The sequence below is a fragment of the Paenarthrobacter nicotinovorans genome (assembly GCF_007670255.1).
Lineage (GTDB): Bacteria > Actinomycetota > Actinomycetes > Actinomycetales > Micrococcaceae > Arthrobacter > Arthrobacter nicotinovorans_B.
Map to the genome: position 1 here is coordinate 148440 of NZ_SZVS01000005.1, position 23419 is coordinate 171858.

At 63.7% G+C, this 23419-nt stretch carries 27 protein-coding genes; 19 read left to right on the forward strand and 8 right to left on the reverse strand.

The annotated features are described in order from the left end of the window. Positions 1-21: 21 nt before the first annotated feature. From FDP28_RS09680 to FDP28_RS09705, 6 genes are all read left to right on the forward strand, one after another. Positions 22-813: an oxygenase MpaB family protein gene (locus FDP28_RS09680; RefSeq protein WP_144661132.1), complete on the forward strand. Its 792-nt coding sequence runs from the start codon at positions 22-24 to the stop codon at positions 811-813. Then, complete coding sequence (locus tag FDP28_RS09685; RefSeq protein WP_144661135.1) at positions 806-1702, forward strand: DUF817 domain-containing protein; 897 nt, start codon at positions 806-808, stop codon at positions 1700-1702. The genes FDP28_RS09680 and FDP28_RS09685 overlap by 8 nt, the downstream gene beginning before the upstream one ends. Positions 1703-1895: 193 nt before the next feature. Then, entirely contained in the window at positions 1896-3767 is a 1872-nt protein-coding gene (dnaK, locus tag FDP28_RS09690; protein ID WP_144661138.1) for a molecular chaperone DnaK, read from the forward strand. A gap of 2 nt (positions 3768-3769) precedes the next feature. Further along, a complete protein-coding gene (locus FDP28_RS09695; protein WP_144661141.1) occupies positions 3770-4426 on the forward strand; it encodes a nucleotide exchange factor GrpE in 657 nt (218 codons plus the stop codon). A gap of 164 nt (positions 4427-4590) precedes the next feature. Next, positions 4591-5565 carry a DnaJ C-terminal domain-containing protein gene (locus tag FDP28_RS09700; RefSeq protein ID WP_144661144.1) on the forward strand — a complete coding sequence of 325 codons (975 nt, stop codon included), beginning with the start codon at positions 4591-4593 and terminating at the stop codon, positions 5563-5565. Positions 5566-5575: 10 nt separating this feature from the next. Continuing rightward, on the forward strand, positions 5576-6004 hold the full coding sequence (locus FDP28_RS09705) for a heat shock protein transcriptional repressor HspR (protein WP_144661149.1): 429 nt from the start codon (positions 5576-5578) through the stop codon (positions 6002-6004). 9 nt (positions 6005-6013) lie between these two features. On the opposite strand, the gene FDP28_RS09710 is transcribed toward FDP28_RS09705, so the two are convergent. Both FDP28_RS09710 and FDP28_RS09715 read right to left on the reverse strand, forming a co-directional pair. Next, positions 6014-6418: a hypothetical protein gene (locus FDP28_RS09710; RefSeq protein WP_260842415.1), complete on the reverse strand. Its 405-nt coding sequence runs from the start codon at positions 6416-6418 to the stop codon at positions 6014-6016. 59 nt (positions 6419-6477) lie between these two features. After that, positions 6478-6876, reverse strand: coding sequence for a nuclear transport factor 2 family protein (locus FDP28_RS09715; RefSeq protein ID WP_144661152.1), 399 nt, complete (start codon positions 6874-6876; stop codon positions 6478-6480). A 184-nt stretch (positions 6877-7060) separates the two neighbouring features. On the opposite strand from FDP28_RS09715, the gene FDP28_RS09720 reads away from it, so the two are divergent. Further along, positions 7061-7363 (forward strand): DUF3040 domain-containing protein, encoded by a 303-nt coding sequence (locus FDP28_RS09720; RefSeq protein WP_144661155.1) that lies wholly within the window; start codon positions 7061-7063, stop codon positions 7361-7363. Positions 7364-7382: 19 nt separating this feature from the next. On the opposite strand, the gene FDP28_RS09725 is transcribed toward FDP28_RS09720, so the two are convergent. Together FDP28_RS09725 and FDP28_RS09730 are read right to left on the reverse strand one after the other, a co-directional pair. Then, positions 7383-7805, reverse strand: a complete 423-nt coding sequence (locus FDP28_RS09725) for a hypothetical protein (RefSeq protein WP_144661158.1) — start codon at positions 7803-7805, stop codon at positions 7383-7385. A gap of 88 nt (positions 7806-7893) precedes the next feature. Continuing rightward, a complete protein-coding gene (locus tag FDP28_RS09730; RefSeq protein WP_144661160.1) occupies positions 7894-8544 on the reverse strand; it encodes a CG0192-related protein in 651 nt (216 codons plus the stop codon). 106 nt (positions 8545-8650) lie between these two features. Between FDP28_RS09730 and FDP28_RS09735 the strand changes: the two genes are divergently transcribed. From FDP28_RS09735 to FDP28_RS09755, 5 genes are all read left to right on the forward strand, one after another. Next, positions 8651-8995: a hypothetical protein gene (locus tag FDP28_RS09735; RefSeq protein ID WP_144661163.1), complete on the forward strand. Its 345-nt coding sequence runs from the start codon at positions 8651-8653 to the stop codon at positions 8993-8995. Between the two features lie 86 nt (positions 8996-9081). Next, positions 9082-9882, forward strand: coding sequence for a GNAT family N-acetyltransferase (locus FDP28_RS09740; protein WP_144661166.1), 801 nt, complete (start codon positions 9082-9084; stop codon positions 9880-9882). Positions 9883-10017: 135 nt separating this feature from the next. Next, the gene (locus tag FDP28_RS09745) at positions 10018-10683 is read left to right on the forward strand and encodes a GntR family transcriptional regulator (RefSeq protein WP_144661392.1); all 666 of its coding nucleotides are present in this window, start codon (positions 10018-10020) and stop codon (positions 10681-10683) included. After that, positions 10680-11858 carry an MFS transporter gene (locus FDP28_RS09750; RefSeq protein WP_144661169.1) on the forward strand — a complete coding sequence of 393 codons (1179 nt, stop codon included), beginning with the start codon at positions 10680-10682 and terminating at the stop codon, positions 11856-11858. Before FDP28_RS09745 ends, FDP28_RS09750 begins: the two co-directional genes overlap by 4 nt. A 68-nt stretch (positions 11859-11926) precedes the next feature. Next, complete coding sequence (locus FDP28_RS09755) at positions 11927-12220, forward strand: hypothetical protein (RefSeq protein ID WP_144661172.1); 294 nt, start codon at positions 11927-11929, stop codon at positions 12218-12220. A gap of 7 nt (positions 12221-12227) precedes the next feature. Here FDP28_RS09755 and FDP28_RS09760 read toward each other — a convergent pair whose 3' ends face one another. Further along, positions 12228-15638, reverse strand: coding sequence for a DEAD/DEAH box helicase (locus tag FDP28_RS09760; protein ID WP_144661175.1), 3411 nt, complete (start codon positions 15636-15638; stop codon positions 12228-12230). A 165-nt stretch (positions 15639-15803) separates the two neighbouring features. Between FDP28_RS09760 and FDP28_RS09765 the strand changes: the two genes are divergently transcribed. The 5 genes from FDP28_RS09765 to FDP28_RS09785 all read left to right on the forward strand — a co-directional run bounded on the left by FDP28_RS09765 (position 15804) and on the right by FDP28_RS09785 (position 20497). Then, on the forward strand, positions 15804-16652 hold the full coding sequence (locus tag FDP28_RS09765) for a DMP19 family protein (RefSeq protein WP_144661178.1): 849 nt from the start codon (positions 15804-15806) through the stop codon (positions 16650-16652). Between the two features lie 109 nt (positions 16653-16761). Continuing rightward, the gene (locus FDP28_RS09770; protein WP_144661182.1) at positions 16762-17556 is read left to right on the forward strand and encodes an ABC transporter permease; all 795 of its coding nucleotides are present in this window, start codon (positions 16762-16764) and stop codon (positions 17554-17556) included. Then, complete coding sequence (locus FDP28_RS09775) at positions 17549-18388, forward strand: ABC transporter permease (RefSeq protein WP_144661185.1); 840 nt, start codon at positions 17549-17551, stop codon at positions 18386-18388. Before FDP28_RS09770 ends, FDP28_RS09775 begins: the two co-directional genes overlap by 8 nt. A gap of 1 nt (position 18389) precedes the next feature. Next, complete coding sequence (locus FDP28_RS09780) at positions 18390-19367, forward strand: ABC transporter ATP-binding protein (protein ID WP_144661189.1); 978 nt, start codon at positions 18390-18392, stop codon at positions 19365-19367. 185 nt (positions 19368-19552) lie between these two features. Beyond that, positions 19553-20497, forward strand: a complete 945-nt coding sequence (locus tag FDP28_RS09785) for a type IV toxin-antitoxin system AbiEi family antitoxin domain-containing protein (RefSeq protein ID WP_144661192.1) — start codon at positions 19553-19555, stop codon at positions 20495-20497. 189 nt (positions 20498-20686) lie between these two features. Here FDP28_RS09785 and FDP28_RS09790 read toward each other — a convergent pair whose 3' ends face one another. Continuing rightward, complete coding sequence (locus FDP28_RS09790) at positions 20687-21214, reverse strand: COG4315 family predicted lipoprotein (RefSeq protein WP_144661195.1); 528 nt, start codon at positions 21212-21214, stop codon at positions 20687-20689. 133 nt (positions 21215-21347) lie between these two features. On the opposite strand from FDP28_RS09790, the gene FDP28_RS09795 reads away from it, so the two are divergent. Continuing rightward, complete coding sequence (locus FDP28_RS09795) at positions 21348-21845, forward strand: sigma-70 family RNA polymerase sigma factor (RefSeq protein ID WP_144661198.1); 498 nt, start codon at positions 21348-21350, stop codon at positions 21843-21845. Continuing rightward, positions 21842-22513, forward strand: a complete 672-nt coding sequence (locus FDP28_RS09800; RefSeq protein ID WP_144661201.1) for an anti-sigma factor family protein — start codon at positions 21842-21844, stop codon at positions 22511-22513. Before FDP28_RS09795 ends, FDP28_RS09800 begins: the two co-directional genes overlap by 4 nt. A 19-nt stretch (positions 22514-22532) precedes the next feature. Here FDP28_RS09800 and FDP28_RS09805 read toward each other — a convergent pair whose 3' ends face one another. Both FDP28_RS09805 and FDP28_RS09810 read right to left on the reverse strand, forming a co-directional pair. Beyond that, positions 22533-23015, reverse strand: coding sequence for a type II toxin-antitoxin system RatA family toxin (locus tag FDP28_RS09805; RefSeq protein WP_144661204.1), 483 nt, complete (start codon positions 23013-23015; stop codon positions 22533-22535). After that, complete coding sequence (locus tag FDP28_RS09810; RefSeq protein ID WP_144661207.1) at positions 23015-23407, reverse strand: hypothetical protein; 393 nt, start codon at positions 23405-23407, stop codon at positions 23015-23017. The genes FDP28_RS09805 and FDP28_RS09810 overlap by 1 nt, the downstream gene beginning before the upstream one ends. Positions 23408-23419 lie beyond the last annotated feature (12 nt).

Consider the following 23419-nt stretch of genomic DNA (forward strand, 5'->3'; position numbering starts at 1 on the left):
CGGGAGCGCTAGAGTATTCGGATGGTTCGGGGATTGGCGGATATTGGTGCGGAGGGCGTCCTGCTGGCCGGTGCGGGGCGCGCGATTCTCCTGCAAATCGCCAACCCGCGCGTGGGGCATGGCGTGGCGGAGCACAGCAATTTCGCCGAGCGTCCCATGGACAGGCTCCGCGCCACCATGACCTACGTCTATGCGGTGATATACGGCTCCGAGGAACAACAGAAGGCCGTGCGACGAGCCGTTAACCGTGCCCACGCGCCGGTACGCCGGGGAGCTGATGAATCCTCCGCAGGCTACAGCGCGTTCGACGCCGAATCCCAGCTGTGGGTGGTCGCCACCCTGTACCAGACCGCCGTCACCGTCTACGAGCAGGTCCATGGACCGCTCGACGACGACGCCGCCGACCGCATCTACGGCGAGTACGCACGGATCGGGACTGCCCTGCAGTTACCGGCCAGCATGTGGCCGGCGGACCGGAGCGCGTTCGTGGAGTATTGGAATGCCCAGGTCGCCGCGCTGCGGCCGGACGCCAAGGCGTTGGGCGTTGCACGGGACTTGCTCCACCCCTCCGGAGGCCCGCAGCTGCTGCGGCTGGCCATGCCGTTGGCCCGCTTCCTCACGGCCGGCCTGCTGCCCAACCATGTGCGGGACGCCTACGGCTTTGAGTGGAGCGCCGGGCATGAGCGCCGCTTCAACAGGATCATGAGGACTGTTGGGCGCGTCTACCCCCGGCTGCCGCAGCGGGTGCGGCACTGGCCCCGGGACTACTACTTGAGGCAACTTGCTGTGGGGAGCGGGGTGCCCCATGCGTAATTCCACATCGGTGGAGCAGGCGATCGACCAGGCCGCGCACCGCTACCTGGACCGCTCCGGGGGAAAGCTCCGAGGGCGGCTCACCGAGTTTGTGGTCTTCGGCCTGAAGCAGGCGTGGGCTTGCGTGTTTGGTGCCTTGCTACTGGCTGTGATCATCGGCGTCCGGCTCTGGTATCCCGCTGACGCGGGTTTGGCCAGCAACGATTTCCTGACCATCGCCGCCGTCGTCATCCAGGTCCTGATGATCTGTTTCAAGCTCGAGACGCTGCGGGAACTCCGGGTGATCCTGCTGTTCCACGTGGTGGGAACTGTCATGGAGTTGTTCAAGACGGACGTCGGGTCCTGGGCCTACGATGCTGACGGTGTTCTCCGGATCGGTGCCGTGCCGCTGTTCAGTGGATTCATGTATGCCGCAGTTGGTTCGTACATGGTCCGGGTGTTCAGGCTGTTCGATCTCCGCTTTGACCGCTACCCTCGACGCTGGATCACGGCCCTTGTTGCCGGTGCGATCTACGTCAACTTCTTCTCGCACCACTACATCCTTGACCTTCGCTGGGTGCTGCTGGCCGCCGTCGTGCTTGTTTACGGACGGTGCGTCATGCACTTCAGGGTCTTCCGGAAGCGCTTCCGCATGCCGATCCTGGTGTCGTTCCTGCTGGTGGCGCTGTTCATCTGGTTCGCGGAGAACATCGGCACGTGGTCGCGTGCGTGGCTGTATCCGAACCAGCTGGCGGGATGGCAGGCGGTGTCCATCGACAAGCTCCTGGCATGGTTCCTGCTGATGATTATCTCCGTGGTGCTGGTGGCGTGGGTGTACAAACCGGAGCCCTTGGATCAGTTCACGCTGAGCGAAAAGGTCGGCGAAATTCCTGCAAACACAGGGAAGTAGAAGGCTCGATTGGGAAAGTTGAGCGCACTCGACTCAACTTTGGATTGACATCTTTCCGAGGCTGAGTACAGTTGAGTGCAGAACGCTCAACTAGCCGATTGTTGAGCAGGCTCCCGAACCAGCAAGACCGCACCAGCGGACCCCTGCTGGCCGGATGCATTCATCAACATCGGTCATTGAAAGGAAGCAAGATATGTCACGTGCAGTAGGTATCGACCTCGGAACCACCAACTCCGTGGTCTCTGTTCTTGAAGGTGGCGAGCCCACCGTCATCGCCAACGCCGAAGGCGGCCGCACCACGCCGTCCGTCGTCGCGTTCTCCAAGTCCGGCGAGGTCCTGGTTGGCGAAATCGCCAAGCGCCAGGCCGTCAACAACATCGATCGCACCATCGCCTCCGTCAAGCGCCACATGGGCACTGACTGGACCGTCGCCATCGATGACAAGAAGTACACGCCGCAGGAAATTTCCGCGCGTATCCTCATGAAGCTTAAGAACGACGCCGAGAGCTACCTGGGCGAAAAGGTCACCGACGCTGTGATCACCGTTCCGGCTTACTTCAACGACGCCGAGCGCCAGTCCACCAAGGAAGCCGGCGAAATCGCAGGCCTCAACGTCCTGCGCATCGTCAACGAGCCCACCGCAGCTGCTCTGGCCTACGGTCTGGACAAGGGCAAGGAAGACGAACTCATCCTGGTCTTCGACCTCGGTGGCGGTACCTTCGACGTCTCCCTCCTCGAGGTTGGCAAGGACGAAGACAACTTCTCCACCATCCAGGTCCGCGCAACCGCCGGTGACAACCGCCTCGGTGGCGACGACTGGGACAACCGCATCGTCGAATGGCTCCTGAGCCAGCTCAAGGTCAAGGGCATCGACCTCTCCAAGGACAAGATCGCCCTCCAGCGTCTCCGCGAAGCTGCTGAGCAGGCCAAGAAGGAACTCTCCTCCTCGACCAGCACCAACATCTCCCTCCAGTACCTCTCCGTCACCCCCGACGGCCCGGTCCACCTGGATGAGCAGCTGACCCGTGCCAAGTTCCAGGACCTCACCAAGGACCTGCTGGACCGCACCAAGAAGCCGTTCCACGACGTCATTGCTGAAGCCGGCATCAAGGTTTCCGACATCGACCACATCGTCCTCGTCGGTGGCTCCACCCGTATGCCTGCTGTCTCCGAGCTCGTCAAGGAACTCGCCGGCGGCAAGGAACCCAACAAGGGCGTCAACCCGGACGAAGTTGTGGCCGTTGGTGCTGCACTTCAGGCCGGTGTCCTGAAGGGTGAGCGCAAGGACGTTCTCCTCATCGACGTCACGCCGCTGTCCCTCGGCATCGAAACCAAGGGTGGCGTCATGACGCACCTCATCGAGCGCAACACGGCCATCCCGACCAAGCGTTCCGAGACCTTCACCACCGCTGACGACAACCAGCCGTCCGTGGCCATCCAGGTCTTCCAGGGCGAGCGCGAATTCACCCGCGACAACAAGCCGCTGGGCACGTTCGAACTGACGGGTATCGCTCCGGCGCCGCGTGGCGTTCCGCAGGTTGAGGTCACCTTCGACATCGACGCCAACGGTATCGTCCACGTGTCCGCCAAGGACAAGGGCACCGGCAAGGAACAGTCCATGACCATCACCGGTGGCACGGCACTGTCCAAGGACGACATCGACCGCATGGTCCGCGAAGCCGAAGAGCACGCTGCAGAGGACAAGGCCCGCCGCGAAGCTACGGACACCCGTAACTCCGCTGAGCAGCTCGCCTACTCGGTGGACAAGCTGATCGCCGACAACGACGACAAGCTGCCCGAAGAGGTCAAGACCGAGGTCAAGGCCGACGTCGACGCCCTCAAGTCCGCGCTCGAAGGCACCGACGACGCAGCCGTGAAGACGGCGTTCGAGAAGCTCCAGGCTTCCCAGACCAAGCTCGGCGAAGCCATCTACTCGCAGGCCTCCGCAGCTGACGCTCCGGGTGCCGGTGCAGAAGGTGCTCCCGCCGGTGGTGCAGGTTCTGCCTCGGCCGACGAGGACATCGTTGACGCCGAAATCATCGACGAAGACGAAGCGAAGAAGTAGCCATGCCTCATCACGGCAACGAAGCAGAGCACTCTGACGAGCGCGGCGCCAACGAGGGATCGGGCCAGCAGAAGCCGGTCATCCGGGACAACCGCAAGGTTGACCCGGAGACCGGGGCCGCCCGCCACCCCGAAGGCGAAGCTGGCGCTCCCACCGACGGCGACGCCCTCTCCCAGGCTGAGGAAATCCTCAACGGCGTAGAGGTGCCGGCTGAAGAGTCCGTGGCCTCGGGCGCGGCGGCCGAAGCCCAGGCAGCGGAGCTCCGCAACGACCTCCTTCGCCTGCAGGCCGAGTACGTCAACTACCGCAAGCGCGTCGAGCGCGACCGCGCCGTAGCAGGGGAGATGGCCGTCATCGGCGTCTTGAACTCCCTGCTCCCGGTGCTTGACGACGTCGACGCCGCACGCCAGCACGGTGACCTCGAAGACGGCCCCTTCGCCGCCATCGCCACCAAACTGGAGAACGCGCTGAAGACGTACGGACTGGAGCGCATCGCGGACACGGGTGTCGAATTCGACCCCACCATCCACGAGGCACTCATCCAGCAGCCCGGCGAGGACATCCAGGTTGACACTGTCAGCCAGGTGCTGCGCTCCGGATACCGCTCAGGCGAGCGTGTCCTCCGCGCAGCCCAGGTCATCGTCGCGGTTCCGGCCTAAGGTGAGTTAGTCGCAGCGCGAAGTGGAATATGGGCCCCGGGAGTGGCTTCGGGCCTACCGGAGCGTGGCGGCCAAGTCCGTTAGGACTGGGCCGCCACGCGTAGGGGCGGGGGCCCATATTCCACGTAGCGCAAACGCAACAACAGATGTGAAAGGAAACGCTCTTGGCCAGCCAGGACTGGGTTGAAAAGGATTTTTACGCGATCCTTGGTGTTGCCAAGGACGCGTCCGACGCTGACATCAAGAAGGCTTACCGCAAGCTTGCCCGGCAGTACCACCCCGATACCAACGCCGGGGATGCTGCTGCGGAGAAGCGGTTCAAGGATATTTCCGAGGCTTACTCGGTGTTGTCGAGTCCCGAGGACCGGCAACAGTATGACGCCATCCGGGCCATGGGTGGCGGTGCGCGGTTCGCTCCGGGCGCCGGACGTGGCGGTGCCGGGGCCAACGGCGGGTTTGAGGACCTGTTCGGTGGCTTGTTCGGCGGCGGCGCAGGCGCACGTCAGCCACAGGGCGGAGGTATCCCGCCGGAGTTCGCTGACCTGTTTGGCGGCGGATTCGGTGGCGGCCCCACCGGCTTCCAACGCGCGCCGCAGAAGGGCTCGGACCGCACCGCGTCCACGACAATCTCGTTCGCGGGTTCCATCAAGGGCACCACGGTGAGCCTCCGTGAGAGCAACGGGAACGTCATCGACGTCAAGATTCCCGCGGGAATCAAGGACGGGCAGAAGGTACGCCAGCGCGGCAAGGGCAACGTTGGCCCGGCCGGAAATGGCGACCTCATCATCACGGTCAACGTGAAACCCCACGATTTCTTCCAGCGCGACGGCGACAACATCCGCATCCACGTGCCCGTCACGTTCGCGGAAGCGGCGCTCGGCGCCACCATTGAGGTTCCAACGCTCGACGGCGACACCGTCAAGTTGCGTGTCCCGGCGGGCACACCCGCTGGCCGCACTTTGCGGGTGAAGGGCCGCGGCGTGAAGACATCGAAGGGGACCGGCGACCTGCTGGTGACCATCGACGTCGCCGTTCCTCAAAACCTGAACAAGGAAGCTGAAGAAGCTGTGAAGGCGTTCGCTGCAGCCACCTCCGACGCCAATCCGCGTCACGACCTGGCCGCGAAGGCCCGGTTGTAAGGAGAGGGTCATGGCAATCGACGTCAATCAGCCGATCTTCGTCATCTCCGTAGCTGCGGAGCTTGCCGACATGCATCCGCAGACGTTGCGCCAGTACGACCGGCTGGGCATCGTCTCGCCCAGCCGTGCCCCGGGCAAATCCCGGCGATATTCGCAAAACGATGTTAACAAGCTGCGTGAGGTCCAGCGCCTCTCACAGTCCGGCGTGTCCCTTGAGGGCATCAAACGCATCCTGGACCTCGAAAACCAGGTAGCCGCGCTGCAATACCGCGTAGCTGAGCTGACCGAGGAACTGTCGCGGCGCCGGACGCCTGTGGATGCCCGGATCTTCGCTGCGGGAGCGGCGGGAGACGTGGTGAGCCTCGCCCGGGGACAGCGCCCGCGCGGAAGGTCCCAGGCCGTCGTCGTATGGCGTCCGCGGTCGGGAGAAGAACTTTAGGAACGGGAGCTAGTCCCGGGTCCGGTCCCAACTGACCACCACCCGGGCGGCTCCCGTTTCCGTGCGCTCCACGTCGGTGACAATCTGCGACTCCCTGGCGCCCATCTCCCGGATCCGGCGCCGATAGTCCTCAACGTGCGCCTGAAGGGACTCTTCGGTCCATTCGCCCGGGCGCATTCTCGTCGAGATTTCTACAGGTTCTTCCCTGGGGAGCGTCTCACTGGGCTGGGGTTCAAGGTCCCGAACCGGTTCAGGTTCGCCGGGCGGCACCAGCATCCTGACTGCGAAGACGCCGCCTGCAATACCGGCAACGAGGCCTGCCGCGATGAGCCAAAGGGTGCGCCCGCGTGAACGTTTCTTGGGGAGGCGGACGGGTTTTCCGGGACTGGACGTGACTGTGGATTTTTTGGCCATGGGAAGACGCAACCTTCCGATCAGTGGTTCGTTGTCCGATTACAGGGTAGAACTCCCACTCAGTCTGCCACTGTATCGCCGTGTCTGTGCGCTACCTTCCACTCACCGTCCTCGCGGCGGTACACCTGGGTTGCCCTGAGCGTGTAGGTCCGTGGGGTTCCATTCAGTGTGGCTGAGGTGTGTTCCAATCCGGCCGTGTACGCCATGTCCCCGATGACGTCGTATGCCTGGAGCTCGAACTCATACGACGTGCAGTCGGAAAAGCTGGCCCCCAGTGCCTCGAAGAGTTCATTGAGTTCCTGCTGCCCGTAGGCATTCTTGAAGGCACCCAGCACGCTGACCGGTTCATGTCTGGACCAGAGCGCCCGGCGCGGTGCCGCATCGCCGTTATGGAGGGCCAACTCTGCTTCGTACAAAGCCGTCCTGATCCATGCCAAAAAGTCATCCTTGTCGCTCATGGACCCAGTATGCGCGTGGCGTGTCAGCAGGTGAAGGAGAGTTGCGGCAGAGGCTGGAAGGGCAGTGGCTGGAAGGCCGGATCAGGAAGATAATGAAGGCAAGGCACGGCAAGCAGCGTCCGCGCCGATATCTGAGCAGCAGTGCCACAACAACCATGCTGCTCGTGTGGTGAGGAAGATTCCGGTGTCCTTGTCGGATGAAGAGCGCAGGAGCTTGGAGGAGCTGGAGCGGGATCTGGTTGCAACGGATCCGGACCTTGCCCTTGAACTGAAGTCGGGCCGCCTTCGCGGAGCAATGGCCCGGACTACAGGTGGCGTCCTTGCCCTGGTGGGTGGCTTCGTGATGGTGATCGTGGGAATCACCACCCAGCTGGTGGTGCTGGGCGTGGTCGGATTCCTCTTGGCCAGCACAGGAGCGTATCTGCTTCTGGCCGGATCTTCGTTGCGGCGGCGCATTGGCAGGCGCGGCAGGGATTCTTCGGGCTAGCCGGGCAGGCGCTCGCGTTTCAGGGGACGGGTGGCACGGGAGGTTGCACAGGCCCGTCCGCCTTTTTCACGGGATCAGGCTCGGCGGAGGGCATCATGGTCCGCCACGCAAGGACGGCGCCGGCGCCGATAAGGGCGGCCAGCAGGGCGATCAGCAAGCTCCGCGGACGGTTTGTCGGCTTCCGGGTCTGGCGGGACAAGGTGCGCGTTGCCCGGCTTACGGCCTTGGCCGCCGTGCGCCGGGCCTCCTTGGCAGTCTTCTTGTTGCCGGTGAGGGTGAGCATCACGCCATGAACCACCGACGGGACATCCGCATGGTTGATCCTGGCCAAGGCCCACCGCACCACGGCATCGGTCTGTGAGCTGGTTCCCTCTGCTGCGTGGTTTACCCATTCCCGGGCAAGATCCTGGGTCGCTGCAAAGATGTTCTGCGGTTTGTACATTGTGCACCCCTATCGGAGTAGATGGCCCCGTGAGCCAGCCTACGCCGTGCTTCCTACAGGCAACAGGCCCGCAGGAGGGCCCCGGAACCTAGTTCCGGATCACGGAGGCCAGCTCCACCGGCTTGTCCAGGCCAGCCCACTGTCCGTTGAGGACAAGCTCGTGGTGAAGTTCCTGTGCCTCGGCCGTGGCAGCTGATGCATCCGCCGCAGCGTCCAGTACACGGATCACCTTCAACCGGAGGTCACCGGCATCAATGATTGTCACGCCGCTGCCCGATACCGGCGCCGACGCACTCACGGTGGGCAAACCGCCGTCGAGCGTTCCACTGCCCTTGACGGTAACGCTGCTGGGGCGGGGTTCGGACTCGCCGTCGACCAGCAAGGCTGCCTCTTCCTGGCCGGTGAGGATGGCTGTAGCGAGGGCTTTGACGTAGACCGGGTCGGCGCAGGCGTCGTACACCCAGCGCTTGCCGAGGACCGAGTGTTCCATGGTGCCGATCAACCATTCGTTGGCGCCGCCCAGCTCGTGGCCGCGGTAGCTGAGGGGAACCTGGTAGATCCGCTCGCCCGCTGCCACGACGTGCGTCTCGAGGCCCACCTCGCCGGCGGGGTCGTCAAAGCGGTAGGCGCCGATGAGTTCGGGAGTGCCGTCCTGGATGAACCACGGCTGCGTGGGCAGGTAGTCAGCGATGAGTTCGAGCTTGGAGGGGGACAGGGTTGCTTTGTGAATGATCGCCATGTCACCCAGCCTAGGGCAGCCCGCATCATGCCCCTAAGCAGGCCCGATGCGTGGGCTTGGCCCTGCTCTGTTTACAATCAAAGGGACGTCGACCACTGAGGGAATCATGAAGAAACTCACCACTGTCCTGATTGCTGCCGGGCTTCTTGTCTCGGCTTCCGCTTGTTCAGCACCGCAGCTGACCACCGCACAGACCTGTGACAGGATGGCCGCCGCCGCCGCAGGTTTGACCCAGGAAAACAACAAGACCGCCACCACCCGCGTGGCCAACGCTATCCGTCCCATCGAGGGCGTGGCTTCCGACGAAATGAAGCCGGTGGTGACCTCCATCCTCGATTTCTTCGATGAGCAGGCCAAGGAGAACCCGGACGAGAAGAAGCTGGGCGAACTCACCACCGCATACCAGGAAGCAGGCAGCAAGTACGGCCAGCTCTGCCGCGGCGGACAGTAACCGCGTACCGTTTCAACGCTCCCCCATCAGCACTCTTCCGGAGTTGCGGGTGGGGGAGCGTTGTCGTGTGCAGTAGGCTCTCCACAATGAGCCACGCTGATGCGAAAAAACGCCTTCTCGCCGCCTATGACCAGCAGCTTCGTACTGATGCGGAGACATCGGATGCGCTGACGGTTACGTCGCTTGGGCCGCTGTTTTTGGCTACGTTCGTGGGCGGCCGCGGCTTCATCACCTACCGGGATCTGGGCGGGGCGGACGAGGAAGGTATCCGTGGCCTGGTTGCTGACGGTGTTGCGTTCTTCAAGGGCCAGCCTGAAATCACCAGGGTTGAGTGGAAGACCCGCGGGCACGATGACGCCCCTGGCCTCCACGAAGCGCTCCTTGCCAACGGCTTCGCCGCTGAGGAGCCCGAATCGATCATGATCGGGGAGGCACAGGCGCTCAGTGTGAGCGTGCCGCTTCCCGACGGCGTGACGTTGCGTCGCGTCGTCGACGAGCCGGATGTGCGGGCCATGACGGCGATGCAGGACGAGGTGTTCGGTGATCCTGTGTCGGACGAGATGGCCGATGGGCTGCTGCACAGGTTGACGTTGGATGACGGCATGGAGCTGTGGATCGCTGAAGCGGAGGGTCGTGCTGTCAGCGCAGGCCGCCTGGATCCCGTGGCCGGGACCGATTTTGCCAGGATTTGGGGAGGGGCAACCCGCCCGGAATGGCGAGGCCGTGGAATTTACCGTGCACTCACTGCGCGCCGCGCCCAATCCGCGCTCGCGAAGGGCAAATCCTTCATCCAGAGCGACTCAACCGAATACTCGCGCCCGATCCTGGAGCGCTCCGGTTTGCTCAAGGTCTCGACGACGACGCCGTACCGCTGGGCGCGGAGCTAACCGAGACCTGCAACGCGGGGTCACTTACGGCCCAAGATTCACCCGAACAGGGGCCGTAAGTGACCCCGCGTTGCTTGGGTAGTGGCGTTTGTGTATAGATGTATACAAGTACACCTTCCCTACATGGCGGCAGAATTGACAGACCCACAAGCCCGGAACACCGGCGCGCACCTCGTCTACAGCGAACTCAAGCGGCGAATCCTCAGCTTGGAACTCAAACCTGGTGAGCGCATCTACGAACCCGCCATGGCGAATGAGCTGCAGGTCAGCCGGACCCCGCTGCGGGAAGCCATCCGCCGGTTGATCTCTGAAAGCCTCCTGGAGCAGCAACCCACCGGCGGAGTACTGGTTCCGGTGCTCGACGAAAAAGCCATTTCAGAGTTGTACGACGTCCGTGCTGCCTTGGAGTCCTTGATGGCACGGGAAGCGTGCGCCAAAGCCACCGCGGAAGACCTCGAAGAGCTTCGGGGGATCGTGGCCCGCAACGCGGCGCTGGTGGACTTCGCGGATGAAGCTATGAAATACGGGGTCGCCCTGCACGCCGCCATCGCCAGGATCGCAGGCAACTCCTGGGCCCAACGCTTTCACGGGCAGATCTCCAGCCACGTGGAGCGCTACAGATACTTCACCAACAACGCTCCCCACCGACGCGACGAAGCACTTGCCGCTCATCGGCTGCTGGTGGATGCCATTGCGTCCAAGGATGCGGAAAAAGCCGCCCGGATCGCTTTCGAGCACGTCATTGGTGCCCGGGATGAGACCTTGCGGGTCATTTCCCAGCACGGTCTCGACGTCTCATGATCGGCGAGCTCGGGCGCCGCTCGTCTACGGCGCTTCTCATCCACTCTGCGCTGATACAGGCCGTGACTTTCCTGGTCCGGCCGGCTGCGACTTACAGGGCCCTGGAACTTGATGTCCCTGCCTTCGCCCTCGGCGTGCTGGCCGCCAGTTACGCCGTCTTCCCTTTGCTGCTGGCCCTGCCGATCGGCGGCCTCGTGGACCGTTTGGGAGAGCGTCGCCTCATGGCGGTCGGGTCCGCCGTCGTCCTTGGCTGTTCCGCGTTCCTGCTCTTCTGGGGGACGTCGGTGGCAGCCTTGGTGGCCGGGACGGCCCTCCTTGGTGCTGGCCAGTTGGCGTGCGTGGTGGGCCAGCAGGCGGTGGTGGCGAACAATGCTGCTTCATCGCGGCTGGACTCGGCGTTCGGCTACCTGACGTTCGCGGCGTCGGTGGGGCAGGCCCTTGGCCCGCTGGCTATCTCCGTGGTGGGCGGTGCCTCGGTGCATCCCGACACTCAGGCCATCTTTATCTTGTCGGTTGGCATGAGCCTGGTGCTGTTCCTGACCACGTTCGTCATCTCACGCAGTGTCAGTGGCCGCACCGGCAGAACAAAGGCCAGGAATGCCCCCAAGGGTGGCGCGATCGCGCTTCTGAAGACGCCCGGCGTCGTACGGGCCCTCGCGACGAGCGCCACCGTTCTGGCCGTCGTCGACCTGACCGTCGTCTACCTTCCCGCGCTCGGTGCCGAGCGCGGCCTGTCCGCCGCCACGGTGGGCCTCATGCTGACCGTCCGCGCTCTGTTCTCCATGGTGTCCCGGATTGGCCTGGGCAGCATGTCCCGCAAGCTCGGCCGGATGCGGCTGCTTGTCCTGAGCTTGGCCATCTCGACGGTCGCCCTTGCGGTGGCGGCGATTCCGATGCCCGGTTGGCTGTTGTTCGTGGTCATGGCATTCCTGGGCCTCGGGTTGGGAATCGGTCAGCCCCTCACGATGTCGTGGCTTTCCGCGCAGGCGCCGGCCGGTCAACGCGGGCGCGCGCTGGCGCTTCGTTTGGCTGGAAACCGTGTGGGCCAAGTGTTATTGCCCAGTGGCATCGGTGTAGTCGCGGTGGGTCTGGGGGCGGCCGGGGTGTTCCTGGCATCGGCGGTTGCCGTGGGCGGGACGATGCTGCTGCTGCGGGGTGTGCGACTGGACGACTGATCCACCCGTCACGTTCTGCCCCCTCGCCTCACTGCTAGTTAAGCGGGAAAGTGAGGGGGCAGTTCCCAGTGGAAGAAAGCACTGTGTTCGTGATGTCGGATCCGGAGAATTTGCCGGTGCGTTACTACAAGGCATGGGAGTACTTCGTGCCGGGGGACGAAGTCGAGGTCAAGCAACCAGGTGCTGCCCTTGATGCGGGCGTGGTTGTGAATGTCATGCCGGATGGCAGTGGCGTGTGGGTCTACGTCAACGGCGTCGGGCAACGTCTGTTCAACGTCAAGGAGGATGTCGAGATCACGATTAGGAACGCCACGGAGCGCGCGGATATCACCGTGGATCCGCCAAGTGGGCAGAACCCGTGACCCACCCCTACTCCGCGAACAGCGCCGCCAGGTCCTCCGCCGTCAACGACCCGCCAGCCAGTGCATCGCCCTCCATCACATCCGCGAAAAGCTGCGACTTCTTGGCCTTCAGCGCCATGACCTTCTCCTCGATGGTGTCCTTGGCAACCAGCCGGTAGACCATGACATTCCGAGCCTGCCCGATTCGGTGGGTGCGGTCCACGGCCTGGGCTTCGGAAGCAGGGTTCCACCACGGATCCAGCAGGAACACGTAGTCCGCCTCGGTCAGGTTCAAACCGAAACCACCGGCCTTGAGGGAGATCAGGAACACCGGCGCTGTGCCGTTCTTGAACTCACTCACCACGTCTCCACGGTTCCGGGTACTGCCGTCGAGGTAGCAGTACTCGATCCCCTCCGCGTCCATGCGCTCGCGGACCTTGCCCAGGAAACCGGTGAACTGGCTGAAGATCAACGTCCGGTGTCCCTCGGAGATGATGTCCTCGAGTTGCTCGAACAGCACATCCAGCTTGGACGAGCGCACGGCAGCAAGCGAGGAATCCACCAGCGACGCATCCAGGCTCAGCTGCCGCAGCAGGGTCAGCGACTGGAAGATTGTGAAGCGGTTCTTGTTGACGTCGTCGATCAGCCCCAGGATCTTCTGACGCTCACGCTGCAGGTGTGTTTGGTAGACCTTTTGGTGCCGCGGGTTGAGCACCACTTCGAGGATCTGCTCCTGCTTGGGCGGCAGATCCTTGATGACCTGTTCTTTGGTGCGGCGCATCATCAGCGGACGGACACGACGCCGGAGCTTGTCCAGTTGCGCCGAGTCACCGTTCTTTTCCACCGGCTTTTGGTAGTTCTCGGCGAACCTCTTGGGGCTTGGGAACAGGCCCGGAGCCACGATGGATGTCAGCGCCCAAAACTCCATGAGGTTGTTTTCCAGCGGGGTGCCTGTGATGGCAAGCTTGAACTTGGCAGGCAGTTTCCGCGCACATTGGTATGCCTTGGACTGGTGGTTCTTCACGAATTGGGCCTCGTCCAGCATCAGCCCGGCCCACTGGAAATAGGCGTATGCCTCATAATCGATCCGGAACAAGGCATAGGAGGTAATGACGACGTCGGCCCCCGCCATGGCTTCCGACGGCAGCAGGCCGCTCTTGGCGAAGGTCTCCGAAACCGTGCGCACCACCAGGCCGGGAGCGAACCGTTGCGCTTCCAACGCCCAGTTGCTGACAACGCTGGTGGGAGCCACAACGAGGAACGGCGCCCTGTCATTGCCATTGAACGCGCCCAGCTCCTTGGCCGCGCACATCAGCGCGATCGCCTGGACAGTCTTGCCGAGGCCCATGTCGTCGGCCAGCACGCCCCCGAGGCTGTGCTTGTACAGGAAGCTGAGCCAGTTGAAACCCTCCAGCTGATACGGACGCAGCTCAGCGTTAAGGCCGGCCGGCAGCGGCAGCCCGGTCACGCCGTCGTCGAGCAATCCGCCAACGGCCTCGCGCCACGCGGCTGCCTGTTCGTCCACAATCCCCAGCTGCGCCAGCTCGTCCCACAGCCCCACCTGGAAGCGGCTGATCTGCAGGGTGCCGTCCTTGTTGTCGGGGTTGTCCTGAAGTGAGCGGGCTTCGTCGATCAGGGCGCGGAGCTGGTGCAGTTCGGGCAGGTCCAAGGAGAAGTGCGCGCCGCTGGGAAGCAGCATACGGGTCTGGCCGGCGGCGAGCGCGGAGAAAACAGCCGCGAAGGAAACCGGTTCGCCTTCGAGCGTGATCACAATTCCGAGGTCGAACCAGTCGCCGCTGGCGGTTTCCTTGGTGGAGATGGACACTACCGGTGCTTCTTCGGCCTCCCGGTAGTCGGCGATGTCGCCCGAGGTTTCCACGACCACGTCGGGCAGCTCCTTGAGCGCGGGCAGCACCTCTTCGGTGAAGGCCAGGGTGTCCAGGCCGCCCAGTTCCGCAGTAGCGGCCAGGCGCGGGGCACCCCACCCTCCCGTTGCCGACTCCGCGAGCGCGGGGACCGCGTCCCACGGCCGGCCGAGCGATTCAAGAATGCGTGCCTCGGCAGCATCATCCCGGTAGCCGCGGTCGTCCGGGTGCCGCCACAGGGGCTGCGCGGTGACGAGCGTGCCCGAGGTGTAGTGCCATTCCCAGTGCAGCCGGACTTTGTGGTCGTTGCCGTAGTTGGCCAGGAGCGAGAGCGTCGGCACGGCCAGCGTGGGCAGCTCGACGGACTTGTCTGCAGCCTGCACGGGCGTGGATTGACGCAGCTTGGGGTAGAACGATGTGAGGAAGCGGCCTTCGTCCTCGGCCGGGATCTGGAGCGTCTGCCCCTCGGTGACGAATTCGAGCAGCTCGTCGCTGATGGCACCCTCGATCGGGGCCAGTGTGATCAGGTTCTTCTGCTGCGGCACGCCGGGGAGCGTGTCGCCGGAATGGGTAAAGAAGATGCCGTTGGCCGGCTTTCCCAGGAAACCCACGGTTCCGGGATCCACGGCTTCCCCGCCGACGGTGACGGACGGCGCGAGCTCCAGGCCGCCGTCGTGCGTTGCGCTTTCGGTACCGTTCGCGTCCAGGCGCGCCAGACTAAGACCGACGACGGCGGGCTGGGCCTCGACGCGGACGGGCTCGCTCCCAGCGGAGTGGACGAGCGGGAGGCCGGCCTTTTTCGCCTCATCGAGGAGGCTCCACAGGTTCTTGGCAGCGAAGTCGTTCAGGCTCAGCCACATCGCACCCGAGGGCTGTTGCCGTCCGTTGCTGGAACCGTGGGCGGCCAGGAAAGTCTGAAGCCATTCGACGTGTGCCTCGTTGAATTCGCGCCGGAAACTGACGTAGCTCAGGTTGTTCCAGGACACGTCGCCGCGGATCCACTTGCCCTTGGCGCCCATCATCACCGGGCGTGCCTTCAGTTGGCGGACGCTGCGCATGGGGTCGCGTCGTCCTGTGTAGGAGAAGTGCGCGGCCGGTTCCTCCACTTCGAACTGGAGGGCCAGGGGGATTCCCGCTGCGGAGGGCGTGGTGCCGGGCTTGGCGATCAACCTGTTGAGGGCTTGTTCCCACGCGGGACGCGCTGCGCCGATCTCCGACGGCCTGGCTGTCTGGATGCCTGGCGCTTGCGACAAAAGTTGGGCGCGGATGGTGGGGTGGTCTTCGGCGGTGAAAAGCAGGGCCGCCACGTGCTTGCAGTCCTTGCGGACCGGGCAGCTGCAGATCCCCACAGTGCAGCTCCAGCCGGCGGGCTTGCGGACCAGTTTGGCCGACGTCGAATACGGTTGCGGGCCGCTGCCGCGGACCTTGCCCAGGAGGAGCCCCGTAGCCGGATCGAAGGAAATGCCGCTCACCCGGCTGCCCATGGCATACGCCAGTCCGGCCGCCAAGGAGCGGTCGTTGATGGCTGGAGTCTGAATGGCCAGTTCCCAGGATTCGTCGGTGGGGGACGGCATGCGTCGGGCTACTTTCGGCAGGAGGTTATCTGCTCAATCTTAGTCAGCCCGCAGCGGCCCCCAAACTTCGCCCACCGTTCACCTCCACCTCGATTGCGGCGCCATTGCCACGCGTACGTTGTAGGTGTCCGGAGCACCATCAGCTTTCAGCAGTGAGGATTTCCCATGACTACCAACGAATACCCCGTCGTCCTGAACAAGACCGCTTTCGCAGCAGGCAATGGGGATGTAGTGGATTCCAACGTCACGGTCGTGAACCATATGTACGCCGAACTCCTCAACAGCGACGAGATCTCGCCCGCCGCGCTCAACAGCTACTTTGTGGACTTCTACCTGACCCAGGCGCTCTCGGGTGGGTTCGCGCAGTACGTGTTCACCGCTCCTGAGCGTGAAGAGGTTGATGCCCATGTCCGTGCGGGCCTTGAAGCCATGGGCGCTACCCGGCACCTGGATCTCTTCGACCGCACTGCTTCGGCGTTTGATGCGTTGACGGAGGACGAAGCCGAAGCCTATCTCGACGGCGAGCTGGATGAGGCCGAGACGCCCGTTCCGGCCGGTGTGGCACTGGACGAGTTGGGCGGTGAGTTTGAAGCCTTGCTTGAAGAGGAGGACATTATCGACCTCAACGCCGTGTACCTCCGCGACCAGTCCGAGCTGCTGGTTCTTTCCGACGAAGAAATCGAGGCACACATCGCAGCACGCGTGGCCCTCATCCCGGATTTGGCCGAGCGCCAGGCGGAGGCCGAAGAAGAAGCGCTGGCAAACGCACCCGAGTTCGAGGTGATCATCCGGGAACTGTGCGATGTGGCCGGCTTTGCGCTGGAGAAGATCACCATGGGCGATCCGAACTACGAGCACGACGGCGTGAAGACCCTCGCCTGGCACTTCTCCACCGACCACGGGGACTACCTCATGATCGAGGACGACGAGGAGGCCTTCATGATCCACCCAGAGACCAAGGAAATCATCGCGGCTGTGGAGTTCGAGGAGTCCGACGAGTTCGTGGGGGCCTAGGCCTCCCGCATCTCGCCGGGATCGCTGGAACGCTGCGGGATCGCCGGAGTTTTCCAGCGATCCCGGCAGCTTCCGGCGACTTGGACGAGCTCGTGAGTAGACTCGTCCAGTGCGTGCGTACTGGGAACTCGCTAAATCATCCTTCCGCCGCCATTCCACGTACCGCACTGCCGCCGTCGCCGGTGCTTTCACGAACTCCGTTTTCGGCCTAATCCGCGCCTCCCTGCTGCTGAGCGCAATTACGACGGCGGGCGGCGCCATCGGGGGATACTCGGCAACGGGGGCGGCTACTTATGTGTGGCTGGGCCAGGCGCTTCTGGCGCCTTTGGGACTCTTCGGCTCAGCTGAGCTGGCCAACCGCGTGAAGTCTGGGGACATCGCCGTCGACCTTTCCCGATCCGTCAACCTGACCGCCTCATACTGGGCACAGGACCTGGGCCGTGCCGCTTTCGATGTCCTGCCGCGCGGACTTCCCCCGCTCATCATCGGGAGCGTGGTGACCGGGTTGGCGATGCCCGGGACGCCTGGACCGTACCTTTTGGGTTTTGTGTCCATCCTGGCTGCGGTGTCCCTGAACTTCCTGGGCTTCTTCGCCATCAATCTTTTGTCCTTCTGGGTCCTTGAAATCCGCGGTTTCTGGATGCTGTACATGGTGGTGATGAATCTGCTGTCCGGCTTCCTGGTACCGGTGACGTGGTTCCCTGCCTGGCTGCTGGACTTCGCGAGGGCTACACCGTTCCCGTCGATGCTCCAGACCCCTGTGGACATCCTCGCGGGGAGAACCGAAGGGGCCGAGAGCCTCGCGTTGGTCGGTGTGCAACTGCTGTGGCTGGGCGTGATGCTGCTCTTGGTGCAGGTGATGGTCCGTTTTGGTTCGCGGAAGTTGGTGGTGCAAGGTGGCTAGTCCCCGCTCAACCCGCGATCCCCATGCGCCGGTGACCAACCTGGTTCTCCTCAAGCTGCTCGTCTCTGCCCGGCTGCGCTCGCAGCTCGCATACCGAGGCAGCTTCCTCTCCGATCTCGCCGGGCAGGTCCTGCTGGGAGTGGCCGAGTTCGTGGAGCTTTACGCGATCGTCCACAACGTATCAACGTTTGGCGGCATGACCCTGGCCCAGACGCTTTTGGTGTTCGGGTTCGCGTCAGTTGCCTTCGCTCTCGGGGACCTCCTCATGGGAGAGACCGATTCCATGGCCGAGACCATCAGGTCCGGGAAGTTGGAGGTGCTGCTGGTCCGGCCCCTTCCCGTCCTTCTTCAGCTGGCGACGTCGGATTTCCAGCTGCGAAGGGTTGGCCGGTTGATGTTCGGGGTCGTCGCGCTGGGGGTGGGCTTGCTGCTCGCAGACGTCCAGTGGGACCTGGCAAAAGTACTGCTGGCCACTGCGACGCCTCTCGCAGGAGCGGCAATTTTCTGTGCGCTCTTCCTCGGCGCCGGAGCGATGCAGTTCTGGATCCTCGATGGCAGACAATTCGCCAACGCCTTCACCTACGGTGGTCGCTACGTGGCCTCAATGCCTGGCGCCGCACTCTTCTTCCCGCTGCAGGTCTTTTTCACCTTTGTTATCCCGGCAACGCTCGTGGCCTATGCGCCCAGCCTGGTCATTCTTGACCTCACCGGGCCGGCCGGAATCCCGGCCTGGACGGGCTGGCTGGGACTGCCGGCCGCCGTCGTCCTCAGCGGACTCATGCTGCTCCTCTGGCGGGCGGCCATCAAAAAGTACACCGGCGCAGGAGGCTGATGTGCCCGTTATCGAAGTGGAAAACCTGAGCCGGAACTTCCAGGTCATGGAACCATTGGGGCGATTTCGGCGCCGCAAGAAGACCGTCCACGCGGTCCGGGGGATCGATTTCAGCGTGGAACCGGGTGAGGCGGTGGGGTACATCGGGGCCAACGGTGCCGGCAAATCCACCACCATCAAGATGCTCACGGGCGTCCTGGTGCCAACGTCCGGCCGGGTATCGGTCTGTGGATTCAACCCGGTGCCTCAGCGCAAGGCGCTGGCCCGGAAGATCGGCGTCGTTTTTGGTCAGCGATCCCAGCTCTGGTGGGACCTGCCGCTGCAGGACTCCTACCCGATCCTTGGTGCCATGCACCGCCTGCCCGAGGCAGACTGGAAGCCCAGGTTCCGGGAACTCGCCGGGCAAATGGATTTGGGGGAGTTCCTCACCACGCCCGTCCGGCAGCTTTCGCTGGGACAGCGCATGCGCGGCGAGGTTGCCGCCGCCCTGCTGCATCGCCCGGACTTGGTGATCCTGGACGAACCGACCATTGGCTTGGACATGATCAGCAAGGAGAAACTGCGGCAATTCCTGGATGCGGAGCGCCGGGAGAACGGCACCACGCTGCTGTTGACCACCCACGACATGAGCGACATCCAGCGTTTGTGCCAACGGGTTCTGGTGGTCGACGACGGCGCCATCGCCTATGACGGTCCGCTTACCGGTTTGGCTGAGGTCGCCGGGGCGGTGCGAACCATGGTGGTGGACCTCGCCGCTCCCGTCCACTCGGCTGGTCTTTTGTCGCTGCCCGACGGCGCGGTACACGAGGGCATTGAGGCCGATGGGATCCGGCACAGCGTGACGTTCGATCCCCGCAGGCTTTCCGCCGCCACGGTGCTTGCCGCGATCTCCCGCAGCGCTGACGTAGCTGACCTGTCCCTGCACGAACCGGACATCGAACACCTGGTGAGGCAGCTCTACGGAAGTGCGAGGCGCTAGCTGGTTCTGGCCCGGCGCTTTGCTTGTACGCCGCCGATTCGTGGGACGCCGCTTCGTGGGAAGCGTGCGCAGTCGCCGCAAGGTTGCGGGCGGTTTCGCAGTGTTTCCACTATTTCGGCCCGGGCTTTCCACATAGCGAGGGCTGGACCTTCTGCGACAGGATCGGGCCCGGCGATGCTGGAGCGATGGAATCAACGTCAGCAACTCCGGTCAACCCCGTCTTGCCGTTACCCTCGCGCGGCCACATGTGGAGGACCGATGAACTGCTCCGCTTCGGGCTAAATGCCCGAAAAATCAGGGCGCTGGTAGACGCCGGGGAATTGCAGCGGTTGAGGTACGGCTGCTACATCAGGTCCAGCAAGTGGAACGCCATGGGTCCAAGGCGAAAGGCGATGGCGCGCATCGTGGCACACGCCCATGGCACACTGACAACGTCGTCGGGCGGTCTCGTTTACAGCCACCTCTCCGCGGCGCGACTCCACGGATTGTTCGTGTGGGGTGTTGATGACAAGGTCCACGTGCTTTCTCCAGTCAGGCCTTCTCCGGACCGGTGGGGCAAGGACGTCACGGGACACACTGAGAGCTTCACCGAGGACGATGTCGTGATGGTTCGGGGCCTGCGGGCGACTTCGCTGGAACGCACCATGTTCGACTGCGCAAGAATGCTTAGCTATCCAAAGGCCTTGGTGGTTATGGACCATGGGCTGAGATTGGGCGCGGACATCCAAACGCTTACCCGCATGCTGGCGGCCTCCAGCGGCAAACGGGGTATCCGAACGCTGCGCAAGGCACTGGAAAACGCAGATCCGCGCTCCGAGTCTGCCGGGGAGACGCTCGCCCGGGACCTGATGCAGAGATTGCGCATCAAGGCCCCTCAGCCGCAATATGAGGTTCAAACCCGGGTTGGCCGACATCGCATGGATTTTGCGTGGGAAGAAGAAATGCTGGCTTTGGAGTTTGACGGGCGAACCAAGTACTTCGATTACAAACCCACGGAGGAGGTCATCTTCCAGGAACGCCGGCGCGAGAAGGCACTCATGGAAGATGGCTGGCGCTTCATTCGAATCGAGTGGAAGGACTTGTTCCAGGAACGGGCCTTCAAAGAACGTATCCTCCGGGCGCTCAGGTGACTGCGGCTGTGCCCAGTTCGCGGGAACGCTGCCAGCTCGCCGCAAGTTTGCGGGGGTATTGGGAGGGTTCCCGCGAACTCGGCGGGGCAGGGGGAGGGTTCCCGCGAACTCGGCGCGCCAGGGGGAGGGTTCCCGCGAACCCGGTGGGGCGTGGGCCAGGGGGCAGCGGGCAGGGTTCCCGAACAGCCCTCAGTATCCCGATGCCGAAGCCCCCTTGACCATTTCTCCGCTCGGGCTCACCAGGTACCAAACGCCGCCAACGCCTTGGCCTGTGACATCCCCGGCGGCCTTGTCCTTGGCGTAGTAGTACAGGGGCATGCCGTTGAGGGTGACCTGCTTCTTCCCGTCAGGGGTGGCGATGGTTCCCACTGTGCCGGTGACGCCATCAACGCTCGGGGTGGCCGACGTCGTCGTAAATACCGGCCAGGCCGTGAGGCAGGCGCCGGTGCAGGCGCTTGTTCCCGAGTCCTTCACGTCCTTGGTGAAGAAGTACAGGCTCATGCCCTTGCTGTCCACCACGATCTGGCCGGCGCTGGAGGACGCGGTTTTCATCTCGGCCGCGGCGGCAGGGCTGGAGGCTGCAGAGGATGTGGCTGCAGTTGACGAGGCCGCAGGCGGCGCCGAAGATGACGTCGATGTTCCGGAGCTACCACCACAGCCTGCCAACGCGGCGGCCAGGACCAGAGCCCCGATTCCCATGCTGAGTTGCTTTTTCATCCCTAGCTCCTTCGACGAGCCGGCCGGACGGGTCGGCGCTAACCCGTACGACGCCGGTCGGGCGAGAATGGTTCAAGTGAACCTTTTCGCGACGTAAGTCGTCGTATCGGGTGACACAGCGAAGGAGGTGGCTATGCCGTTGGATGAGGACGTGGTGGCAGCGATCTACCGCGACCACGGCGTAGCGCTGAAACGCTTCGTGCTCAGCTGCACGCCCGACGCCAATCTGGCCGACGACGTGGTGCAGGAAACCATCCTCAAAGTGTGGCAGCACGCCCCGCAGATCACTGGAAGCCTGCGCAGTTACCTGTTCAGGACCGCGAGGAACGTGATCATCGACAATTACAGGAAGGCCCAACGCCGCCCCACCGAAACGGGCGAGCATGACCTGCCGGACCATGCAGCCACCGAACGCGTGGACGAACTCCTCAACCGCGTGCTCATGGAGGAAGCGCTGCTGCGGCTTAGCGTCGAACACCGCGAGGTCCTGGTAGCCCTCCACTATCAGCGGTCCACTGTCGTGGAGGCTGCGCTCCAGCTGAACATTCCTGCGGGAACTGTGAAATCCCGGGCCTTCTACGCTGTGAAGGCCCTCCGAACGATCCTTGATGAAATGGGGGTGGAACGATGAACGGCGAGTCCGTCCACCAATTGCTGGGCGCCTATCTGCTGGGTGGCCTTGAGCCGGAAGAAGCCCGTGCCTTCGAAGACCACCTCGCCCGGTGTGCCGGGTGCCGCGGTGAACTGGAAGAGCTGGAGAGTCTTCCCGCGCTCCTGGACGCAGTCCCCGCTGCCGACGCCGTCGCGCTCACCTCAAGTGGCAACGCAACGCTGGCGCCATTGGGAACGGAAGCGGAGCAGCTTCCGGAAAAGGTTCTGGTTGATCTTGGGGTCCGCAGGCGGAAATCACGACGCCGGTGGGCAGCTGTTGTTGGTGCGGTCGCCGCTGCCTGCCTGGCACTTGGGTTCTTGGGTGGGCCTTTGCTGAACCAACCTCCGAAGCCTGATGCGAGCTATTCAGTGCAGTCGGACGGTGGGCTTCAGCTGACCGTGGATATGGTCAAGAAGACCTGGGGCACAGAGCTGGATGTCGAAGGACGCAGCATGCCGCTCCAAGGGACGCTCTACCTCTGGGTGAAGGGCCGTGACGGGGCCGAGGAACGTACGTGCGGGTGGACGGCCACGCCGAGTGGGCGCATCAAGATCACGGGCGCCACCCCGGTGCAGCTGGCGGGGATAGCCGGAGTGGAGCTCAGGGACGAATCCGACAAAACGGTGGCGTCGATCTCTGTCCCGTGAGGGTCGGTGCCGTGATGAGTCACTGCCGCGACTGGGCTTTCAACTCGGCCACCAGTGCCGGATCCTCGCAGGCCCGGGCAAAGGCTTCGATCCGTCGTTCGATTTCCCGGCCCAGCAGCCAACTGCCGATTCTCTCAGCCACTGGTCTGATGAGAGCCGGGCGGCACGAAAAGGTGTACTTCCAGACGGCCCGGGTGCCGCCGTCGTCGGGGGTGAACCGCCAGCCGCCGCCGAAGTTCTCAAAGAACCACGGACCGGACACCATGGTCATGCCCACGTTGCGTGGGGGAGTGTAGGAGACGTATTCGCTGACCATCTTCAGGCCCATGCGCGAAACCGTCCGGGTCCGCACACCTTTGCCCGCAGCTTGGGCGCCATCCATGAAGGACTGGGCGGAGATGAAGGGGTCCCACTTGAGCCTGAACGCACCCGTGGTCTGGGAGAGGGCGAACGCTGTTTCGGGGTCGAGGCGAATGAATCGTTCGGCTCGGACTTGGGGCATCAGAATCCCTGCCCGGAGCCGAGCACCAGAAACACGATGAAGACCACGCCGAAGATGTTGATCGCCATGACCGACAGTCCGATGATCCCCGTGACCCGCCCGGCGTTCATGCGTCCGGCGCGGAAGACCGCAATGAGCCCGCTGATCACGGAAACGATGGCCAGGAGAACTGCCGTCCCGGCCAGGACCAAGGCACCGATCCACCACGCGTCGTTGCCTTGGTTGTAGCGGCTCATGGCCGAAGCCACAGCTGCGACGCCCAGCGGAATGCTGACCGCCGCTGCGATAGGCGAGAGGACTGCTGAGACGATGCTCGTAATACCGGCACCCAGACCCGGTGTGCCGAAACGCTGCGGTTGCCGGTAGTGGTCCACCGGCGGCTGATAGCTCATGGTTCCCCCAAG